Origin of the sequence: Falsiroseomonas oryzae, assembly GCF_027856955.1 — a bacterium.
Lineage (GTDB): Bacteria > Pseudomonadota > Alphaproteobacteria > Acetobacterales > Acetobacteraceae > Falsiroseomonas > Falsiroseomonas oryzae.
In genome coordinates, this window is sequence record NZ_JAPSMD010000222.1 from 1 (window position 1) to 8,681 (window position 8,681).

The 8,681-nt window shown below is 73.3% G+C and carries 9 protein-coding genes, 1 tRNA gene and 1 pseudogene; 8 read left to right on the forward strand and 3 right to left on the reverse strand.

Annotated features, from left to right (window positions below; genetic code table 11):
• Both OZN99_RS19095 and OZN99_RS19100 read left to right on the forward strand, forming a co-directional pair.
• Positions 1 to 816, forward strand: an 816-nt coding sequence (locus tag OZN99_RS19095) for a GTP cyclohydrolase II (RefSeq protein ID WP_270936858.1), incomplete at its 5' end; no start/stop codon positions are given.
• Positions 816 to 1,334, forward strand: coding sequence for a L,D-transpeptidase family protein (locus OZN99_RS19100; RefSeq protein ID WP_270936859.1), 519 nt, complete (start codon positions 816 to 818; stop codon positions 1,332 to 1,334). The genes OZN99_RS19095 and OZN99_RS19100, both read left to right, overlap by 1 nt.
• Here OZN99_RS19100 and murJ read toward each other — a convergent pair.
• Positions 1,331 to 2,872, reverse strand: a complete 1,542-nt coding sequence (murJ, locus tag OZN99_RS19105; RefSeq protein ID WP_270936860.1) for a murein biosynthesis integral membrane protein MurJ — start codon at positions 2,870 to 2,872, stop codon at positions 1,331 to 1,333. The two genes, OZN99_RS19100 and murJ, sit on opposite strands and share 4 nt — an antisense overlap.
• A 139-nt stretch (positions 2,873 to 3,011) precedes the next feature.
• On the opposite strand from murJ, the gene OZN99_RS19110 reads away from it, so the two are divergent.
• The gene (locus OZN99_RS19110; RefSeq protein WP_270936861.1) at positions 3,012 to 3,563 is read left to right on the forward strand and encodes a nucleotide exchange factor GrpE; all 552 of its coding nucleotides are present in this window, start codon (positions 3,012 to 3,014) and stop codon (positions 3,561 to 3,563) included.
• A gap of 15 nt (positions 3,564 to 3,578) precedes the next feature.
• On the opposite strand, the gene OZN99_RS19115 is transcribed toward OZN99_RS19110, so the two are convergent.
• Positions 3,579 to 4,034 carry a c-type cytochrome gene (locus OZN99_RS19115; RefSeq protein WP_270936862.1) on the reverse strand — a complete coding sequence of 152 codons (456 nt, stop codon included), beginning with the start codon at positions 4,032 to 4,034 and terminating at the stop codon, positions 3,579 to 3,581.
• A 166-nt stretch (positions 4,035 to 4,200) separates the two neighbouring features.
• Between OZN99_RS19115 and OZN99_RS19120 the strand changes: the two genes are divergently transcribed.
• A tRNA-Pro gene (locus OZN99_RS19120) sits at positions 4,201 to 4,277 on the forward strand.
• Positions 4,278 to 4,438: 161 nt separating this feature from the next.
• Positions 4,439 to 5,218, forward strand: a complete 780-nt coding sequence (locus OZN99_RS19125; protein WP_270936863.1) for a TorF family putative porin — start codon at positions 4,439 to 4,441, stop codon at positions 5,216 to 5,218.
• Positions 5,219 to 5,278: 60 nt separating this feature from the next.
• Here the strand turns inward: OZN99_RS19125 and OZN99_RS19130 are convergent, their stop codons facing one another.
• A complete protein-coding gene (locus OZN99_RS19130) occupies positions 5,279 to 5,470 on the reverse strand; it encodes a DUF2842 domain-containing protein (RefSeq protein ID WP_270936864.1) in 192 nt (63 codons plus the stop codon).
• Between the two features lie 243 nt (positions 5,471 to 5,713).
• On the opposite strand from OZN99_RS19130, the gene OZN99_RS19135 reads away from it, so the two are divergent.
• The 3 genes and pseudogenes from OZN99_RS19135 to OZN99_RS19145 form a co-directional block, all read left to right on the forward strand.
• Complete coding sequence (locus OZN99_RS19135) at positions 5,714 to 6,229, forward strand: adenine phosphoribosyltransferase (protein ID WP_270936866.1); 516 nt, start codon at positions 5,714 to 5,716, stop codon at positions 6,227 to 6,229.
• Positions 6,192 to 8,234: an ATP-binding protein gene (locus tag OZN99_RS19140; protein WP_270936865.1), complete on the forward strand. Its 2,043-nt coding sequence runs from the start codon at positions 6,192 to 6,194 to the stop codon at positions 8,232 to 8,234. Before OZN99_RS19135 ends, OZN99_RS19140 begins: the two co-directional genes overlap by 38 nt.
• A 92-nt stretch (positions 8,235 to 8,326) precedes the next feature.
• A pseudogene (locus tag OZN99_RS19145) lies at positions 8,327 to 8,681 on the forward strand (hypothetical protein); the annotation flags it as partial.

Consider the following 8,681-nt stretch of genomic DNA (forward strand, 5'->3'; position numbering starts at 1 on the left):
CTGGCCGACCCCACCGCCGACCGCCTGCTGCCGGCCGAGCCGGAGCGCGTGGCGTCGCCGGCGCTCGCCCCGGCCGCCGTCGCGCTGGCCAAGCTGGCCCGGTTGCTGCCCGCCCTGGTGGTCGCCCCGGCGTCGGATGCGGCGGCCGCGCGGCTGGACCTGCTGTCGGTCACGGCGGAGCAGGTGCTGGCCTATCCCGTGACCGCCGCCACCACCCTGGCCCGCGTCGCCGAGGCCCGTGTGCCGCTGGAGGACGCGCCAGAGGCCCGCATCGTCGCCTTTCGCGCTGCCGATGGCGGGATCGAGCACCTGGCCATCCTGGTCGGCCAGCCCGAGCAGGCCCTTGCGGAGGGCCGGGCGCCGCTGGCCCGCGTCCATTCCGAATGCTTCACCGGCGACCTGCTGGGCAGCCTGCGCTGCGACTGCGGCCCGCAGCTGCGCGGCGCGATCAAGCGCATGGCCGGCGATCCGGCGGGCGGCGTGCTGCTCTACCTCGCTCAGGAAGGCCGCGGCATCGGCCTCGTCAACAAGCTGCGTGCCTACACGCTGCAGGACCAGGGGCTCGACACGCTGGATGCCAACCGTGCGTTGGGCTACGGCGCCGACGAACGCAACTTCTGGGTGGCGGCCGAGATGCTGCGCGCGGTCGGCGTGGACCGCGTGCGCCTGCTGACCAACAACCCCGACAAGCTGGCCGGACTGGCCGCCTGCGGGATCGGCGTCGAGGGCCGGGAGGCGCACCAGTTCGCCGCCAACGGGGTGAACGACGCCTATCTCGAGACCAAGGCCCGCCGCTTCGGGCACCTGCTGGCCTGATGGCGCCGGCTGAGGCGGGCTTCGCGCGCGTCCTGCCGGAAGGCCGGCTGGTGTTCGACGGCCTCGTGCTGCGCTGCGCCCTGGGCAAGGGCGGTGTGCGGCCGGCCACGGAGAAGCGGGAGGGCGATGGCGCCACGCCCGCGGCCCGGATGGCGCTGCGCCGCGTGTTGTTCCGCGCGGATCGCGGCCCGCCGCCGCGCTGCGCCGTGCCGGTGGAGCCGATCGCGCCCGAGGATGGCTGGTGCGACGACCCAGCGCACCGGTCCTACAACCGCCCGGTGCGGCTGCCCTTCGACGCCTCGCACGAGAAGTTGTGGCGGGACGACCACCTCTACGATGTGATCGGCGTGCTGGGCTGGAACGACGACCCGGTGGAGCGCGGGCGCGGCAGCGCGATCTTCCTGCACCAGGCTTGGCCGGACTACCGCCCGACCGAGGGTTGCGTGGCGCTGGCGCCGCGCGACCTGCGGGCCCTGCTGGAGGCCGGGCTGCGCGGCGTCGAGGTGATCGGAGGCTAGCTCCGCCGCCGGCGCAGCATGGGCAGCGTGGTGCGCAGGTCGAGCGCGCCGATCGCCTGCGCGGTGCCGAAATAGGCGCCGAGCCCGGCCGCCACCAGCATCGCCAGCGCGATCAGCCGCGCCCAGCCGGATTCGAGCGGGAACAGCATCGCCTGAAGCATCGCCAGCACCGCCGTCATTGCCAGCGCCGCCGCCAGCAGGCGCGGGACAGCGCGCCGCAACCGGCGGTCCAGCACGAGGCGCCGGCGCCGCGTGAGCAGCCAGCCCAGCACGGCGACGTTCACCCAGGCCGCGAGCGAGGTCGCGAGCGCGATGCCGACATGGGACAGGTAGCGCGTCAGGATCAGGTTCAGCGCCAGGTTGAGCGCCACGACCACCAGCCCGACCTTCACCGGCGTCGCCGTGTCGCCGCGCGCGAAGAAGCCGGGCGTCAGCGCCTTCACCAGCACGAAGGCCGGCAGGCCGACGGCATAGGCCACCAGCGCCTGCGCCGTGGCCACGGCGGCGGCCGCGTCGAAGGCCCCGCGCTCGAACAGCGCGCTGATGATGGGATGCGGCACCACCGCCAGGGCGAAGGCGGCCGGCAGCGCGAAGGCGAGCGTCAGCTCGATGGCGCGGTTCTGGCTGCGATGCGCCGACAGCGCCTGGCCGGCCCGCAGCTGGCGCGACAGCAGCGGCAGCAGCGCCGTGCCGACCGCCGCGCCGATCACGCCGAGCGGCAACTGGGCGATGCGGTCGGCGTAGTAGAGGAAGCTCACCGCGCCTTCCGGCAGCAGCGAGCCGATCACGATGCCGATGGCGAGGTTGAGCTGCGTGACGCCGGCGCCGATCAGGCCGGGCACCATACGGCGCAGCACCGCCGTGACGTCGCCCGTCAGGCGCGGGCGGGACAGCGGATTGATCGCCATCCCCGCGACCCGCGCCGCGAAGAGCAGCATCAGGAGCTGCAGCAGGCCCGAGACGACGACGCCCCAGGCCAGCGCGTGCCCGGCCGTCGCGACGAAGGGCGTGAGCCAGAGCAGCGCGGCCATCGCGACCAGGTTGAACAGCACCGGCGCGGCGGCGGCGGCCGCGAAGCGGTCCATGCCGTTCAGCACGCCGGAGACCAGCGCGGCCAGACAGATGAACAGCAGATAGGGGAAGGTGATCCGGGTGAACTCGACGGCCAGCGGGAAGCGGAGCGCCTCTCCCACGAAGCCGGGCGCCAGCACGAACAGCAGCTGCGGCATGAAGACGATGCCGAGCAGCACGAGGCCCGTCAGGAACAGCGTCATCAGCCCCGCCAGCGCATTGGCCAGCGCGCGCGCACGCTCCGGGCCGTCCGCGGCATAGGTGCCGGCGAAGGCCGGCACGAAGGCGGCGTTGAAGGCGCCTTCGCCGAAGAGCTGGCGGAACAGGTTGGGCAGCCGCAGCGCGACGAAGAAGGCGTCCGCCACCGGGCCGGCGCCCAGCTTCGCCGCGATTAGCATGTCGCGGGCGAAGCCCAGGATGCGGCTGGCCATGGTCCAGCCGCCGACGGTCGCGACGCTGCGCAGCATGCGCGGGCGTTAGCAGCCCAGGCCGGGTCCCGGAAGGCCCGGCCACCGGGGCCGGGTTGTCCCGGCGCCGTGTCGCGCCTAGGTGGGGAGCCTGCGCCGCCCGACGGGCGGCCTTCCCCATCCTTCCCCGATGACGAGCATGAGCGAGAAGACCGAGAACCCGACCGACCAGGCGGCGCCGGCCCAGCCTGACGCCTCAGCCGCGCCGCCCGCGACGGAGTCCGAGCGGCTCGCCGCCCTGGAGGCGGAGGTGACGGAGTTGCGCGACAAGTGGCTCCGCGCCGAGGCCGAGATGCAGAACCTGCGCGCCCGCGCCCGGCGCGAGGCGGAGGAGGCGCGGCTCTACGCCGTGCAGAAATTCGCCCGCGATGTCGTGGAAACGGCCGAGAACCTGCGCCGCGGCCTGGACAGCCTGCCCGCGGCCGAGGACGGCGAGCCGGAACTGCTGGCCAAGCTGCGCAACGGCTTCGAGGGCGTGGAGCGCGGCTTCGTCGCCGTGCTGGAACGCCATGGGGTGCAGAAAGTGGAGGCGCAGGGAAAGCCCTTCGACCCGGAACTGCACCAGGCCATGGCCGAGCAGCCGGCGCCGGAGGGTGTGGAGCCCGGCACGGTGATCCAGGCCTGGACGCCGGCCTGGACGCTCCACGGGCGGCTGCTGAAGCCGGCGATGGTGGTGGTGGCGGGCAAGTAGCGCCCGCCGCCTTCCTTATCGCGCGCGGTACTGCTGGTGGCAGGCACCGCAGGTGCCGCCCGTCGTGCGCAGCAGGTCGGGCGTGACGTTGCCCGCCTCGGCCGCGGTCTTCAGCGCGCCGAGCGCGGCGATCATGTTCTGGTTGCGGGTGCCGAAATCGGCGCGGTTCGCCTCGATGGCGGCGAGCGCGCGGGTCTGGCCGTCCTGCGTGCCCTGCGGCAGCGGCGGCGTCAGGCTGGCGGCCGGCACGCGGTTCGGCAGCGACTGGTAGAAGGGCAGCATCTGGTCCACCCGCGCGGCGATCTGTCGCTGGTCGCCGCGCGACTGCACCACCGCGGCGATGGCTTCCATATGGCCACCCATCTCGCGGAAGCCGGCGCGCCGTTCCGTGACGACATTGCCCTGCGCGAAGGCAAGGCCAGCCGAACCCACCGTCGCGGCAACGGCCGCGGCCAGAACCCAAGCTCTCATGCACGATCTCCTGAAGGGCGTTGCACCCTCGCAGCGAAGCGGTGCGCTGGCAACGGGCCGCCGTGTTACGGGACGTGACCCGGCTTGCCGCCTCGCGGGGGCTTCGCTATACGGCCCGCCTCGCCGCGTTGCCGGATAGCGCGCCGCCCGCTGGGAGGTGCCGTGCCGGAGTGTAGCTCAGCCTGGTAGAGCACTGTGTTCGGGACGCAGGGGCCGGAGGTTCGAATCCTCTCACTCCGACCATCGCGCGCGGCGCGTGAACCCCGCCAGGGCAGGCCCTGGCGGGGTTTTTTCGTTACCGAGCCGCGTGCATACACGACGCATTACATCCCAGTCATGATCCTTCCGCTGGCGTGACGATTGCTCCGCATCGCGCGGAACACCTCGCATTCCAAGGAGCATCCATGAATCCTGCACAGACTCTGGGCGTTGTCGCCATCGTCGGGGCCGCCCTCCTCGCGCCGGCAGCCGCCTCGGCGCAGCAGACCGTCGAGAGCCTCGGCCTCACCATCACCACCACCCCGGCCGCCACCACGGACTACCTGTTCCGCGGCATCAGCCAGACCCGCGGACGCCCGGCCGTGCAGCTCACCCTCGACGTGGAGCACGAGAGCGGCCTCTATGTCGGCGCCTTCGTCTCCAACGCCAACTTCGCCGGCACCAACATCCGTCAGGAGGTGGACGGCATGTTCGGCTACCGGTTCAGCGTTGCGGGCGTGAAGCTGGACGTGGGCGCCACCTATTTCGGCTATCCGGGCTACGACAAGCCGCCCGGCGGCTTCGAGGCGGCGTGGTGGGAGGCGAACATCCGCGCCAGCTACGAGTTCGAGCCCTTCAAGCTGGTCGGCCTGTTCGCTTGGTCACCGAACTACAACTTCGAGTCCGGCAACGCCTTCTACCTGGAAGGCGGCCTCGACGTGACGCTGCCGCTGGCCTTCACGCTCGGCCTGCGCGCCGGCTACCAGTGGATCGACCGCAACTTCCCCAGCGTGAACCGCCCGCAGGACGGCGCCTGGGGCGCGCCGGACTACGGCGTCTTCTCCGCCTCCCTGTCGCGGGAGATCGCCTTCGGCGTGATCGGCGCGGTCACCGTGAGCCAGGCGACGATCAACGATGCGGAATGCTTCGGCGGGCAGAAGATCTGCGGCACACGGGTGGTCGCGACGCTGACCCGCCCGTTCTGAACGGCGGGGCCTGTCGGGCGACCCGATCGGACGGTCGGGCCTTGCGGGTCACCGGACGTCTCAGCCGGCGCGCGCCGCCCAGAACATCAGCGCGCGCGCCGGCGGCACCCAGGCAATGCCGGCGACCACGAAATAGGCGAGCTGCACGATCCAGTGCAGATGCAGCACCCAGTCGGCGATGGCCACCACCACTGCGACATAGGCCAGGAAGCCGAGGACTCCGGCGAGAAGGGCGATGATCGGTCGCGGCATGACGGCGATGTGGCCTGCCCTGGCGGGACCGCCAAGCCCTCCGGACCGTACCCGTTGCGGCCACGCCCCCGCCGGGCGTAGCTTCGGCGGCGAGGAAGGCGAGCGGCTCGGGGCGCCTGCGCGGGCCGCGCAGGGCGTCGGGTGCGTGCGCTTTCCCGACGCCCCGATCGGAGCCGCGCGACCCGCACGATGAACGACCGACCGAGTCCTGCGCCGCTCTCGCGGCTCGAAGCCGACCCGAGCATCGACCTCAGGCAGCATATCCGTGGCATCCCGGATTTTCCGAAGCCCGGCATCCTGTTCTACGACATCTCCACATTGCTGCGGCACGGCGCAGCCTGGCGCACCGCCATGGCGCGCCTGGCCGAGAAGATCGCGCCCCACAAGCCGGACGTGCTGGCCGGCATCGAGAGCCGCGGCTTCCTGGTGGCCGCGCCGCTGGCGCTCGAACTCGGCCTGGGCTTCGTCATGCTGCGCAAGCCGCGCAAGCTGCCGGGGCTCACCATCGGCCTGAACTACGCGCTCGAATACGGCACGGACCGTATCGAGATGCAGGCGGATGCGGTGCAGAAGGGCATGCGGGTTGTGGTGCTGGACGACCTGCTGGCGACCGGCGGCACGATGTCGGCCGGCATCTCCCTGCTGCGCCAGGCCGGTGCCGTGGTGCCCTGCGCCGCCTGCCTCATCGAACTGACCTTCCTGAAGGGCCGGGAGCGCCTGGATGTCCCGTTCGAAGCGCTCGTCGCCTACGACGAGTGAGGCGGACGCGGCGGAGGGCCAGCAGGCCGCCGCCGCGGAAGCCGCGCGCTTCGCGGAGGCGCTGGCCGCTTCGGTGGCGGCGGCGCCGACCGGCGTCGTCATCTCCGACCCGAACCTGCCGGACTGCCCGATCGTCTTCGCCAATCCCGCCTTCTACCGGATCACCGGCTATCCGCGGGCCGAGGTGATCGGGCGCAACTGCCGGTTCCTGCAGGGCCCGGGCACCGACCCCACGACCGTGCTCGCGATCCGCCAGGCCATCGCGGAGGCGCGGCCGGTCGATGTGCGGCTGGTGAACTACCGCCGCGACGGCAAGCGCTTCGTCAACGAGCTGCACATCTCCCCGGTGCACGACGCCACGGGCCGGCTGCTCTACTTCATGGGCATCCAGCACGACGTGACGGAGCGCGTGAAGGCCGAGGAGACCGCGCGCCGCGCGCAGCGCGCGGAAGTGGTGGCCCGCCGCGCGGCGGAACGCGCCAGCGCCGAGAAGTCCGACTTCCTCGCCTTCGTCAGCCACGAGGTGCGCACGCCGCTGAACGGCGTGCTCGGCACGCTGTCGCTGCTGCTCGACACCGCGCTCGACGCGGAGCAGCGCGCCTATGCCGAGACCGCGCGGCGGTCCGGCGAGACGCTGCTGTGGACGGTGAACGAACTGCTCGACCTCTCCCGCATCGAGGCCGGCAAGCTCGAGCTCGAGGACATCGCCTTCGACCCCGGCCAGCCGGTGCGGGAGGTGCTGTCGCTGCAGGCCGCCGCGGCCGCCGACAAGGGGCTGCGCCTGTCGGCAAGCCTGGATGCGGCGCTGCCGCCGCGCGTGATGGGCGATCCGCGGCGCTTCAGGCAGGTGCTGATGAACCTGGTGGACAACGCCATCAAGTTCACGGCCGCCGGCGCCGTCGAGATCAAGGTCGCGCGCAACGGGCCGCGGATCGAGGTGGAGGTGCGCGACACCGGGGCGGGCATCCCGCCGCAGCTCCGCCGCCGCCTGTTCCGCCGCTTCCAGCAGGCCGATGCCGGCACGGCGCGGCGGCATGGCGGCTCGGGCCTCGGCCTGATGATCTGCCGGCGCCTGGTCGGGCTGATGGGCGGCGAGATCGGCGTGGAGAGCGAGCCCGGCGCCGGCAGCGTCTTCCGCTTCGACCTGCCGCTTCGCCCGGCCGCCGACGATGCCCCCGGCCTGCCCGCGCCGTCGGCGTCCGAACTGCCGGCGCGGCGGCTGGCCGGCGATGCCCCCTTCGCCCGCCTGCTGCTGGCCGAGGACAGCGAGGCGAGCCAGCTGGTCGCCGCCGCCATCCTGCGGAAGGCCGGCTACGAGGTTGACCTGGTGCGCGACGGCGAGAGCGCGGTGGAGGCTGCCGCCAGCGGGTCCTACGACGCCATCCTGATGGATGTGCGCATGCCCGGCCTGGACGGCTACGGCGCGACGCGGCGCATCCGGGCCCTGGAAGGGCCAGCGGGACGCGTGCGCATCCTGGCGCTGACCGCCTCCGCCATGCCGGGCGACGTGCAGCGCAGCCTGGCGGCGGGGATGGACGCACATCTCACCAAGCCGGTGGACCGTGCCGGGCTGCTCGGCGCCGTGGCCTCACTGCTCGCCGCGGTGCCGACCCGCCCCCGCGCGGCCGCCCCGGCCGCGGAGCCCGGCCCGGCGCACGCACTGCTGGTGCGCGAGACGCTGGAGGAACTGCGGGCGGCCGTCGGGCCCGGACGGCTGCCCGACCTGATCGGCGTCTTCGCCGCCGAGACGCTGGCGCGGCTGCGCCGTCTCTCGGAGCACCCGCCGCTCGCCACGATCGAGCAGGAGGCGCACGCGCTGCAATCCGCCGCCGGCACCTTCGGTGCCGCCGCCCTGCGGGAGGCCGGGACGGCGCTGGAACGCGCCGCCGCGGCAGGCGACCCGGACGGAGTGGCGCAGGTTGTGCAGACGCTGCCACGCCTGGTGGACCGCACACTGCATGCGCTGTCGCGCGCGGCCGGCGTGACCGCCGGCGGGTCGGGTTGACGGGCGGGCGCGGGGCCCCGCCATCGCGTCTTGCCACCGTTTCGCCCCAATCGGGCGGCTTAGCTGCCCCGGCATCGGACGGAGGCAGGCGGATGAGAGGTCGCAGTGCCACCCGCCGGGCATTCCTCGGCGCCACGCTGGCGGCGCCCATCGGGCTGCCCCGGGCTGTCGGGGCGGCGACGGCGGTGCCGGAGGATGCGACGCTTCTCGCACCCGGACCCGAGGAGGGTGCCGCGGCAAGCTTCGCCATGCGCGCGGCGCGCGGCCTGGCCCGCGGCCTGGTGCAGGCGGCGGCCCTGCGGGTGGTGGTGCTCGGCGGGCCCGATGGCATCACGGCCGCCAATCGCTTCGCCGCCTCCACCACGGCCGATGGCGCCGCGCTGCTCCTGCTGCCCGGCCTGGCGGGCCAGGCGCTGCTGGTCGGCGACAGCCGCGCCCGGTTCGAGC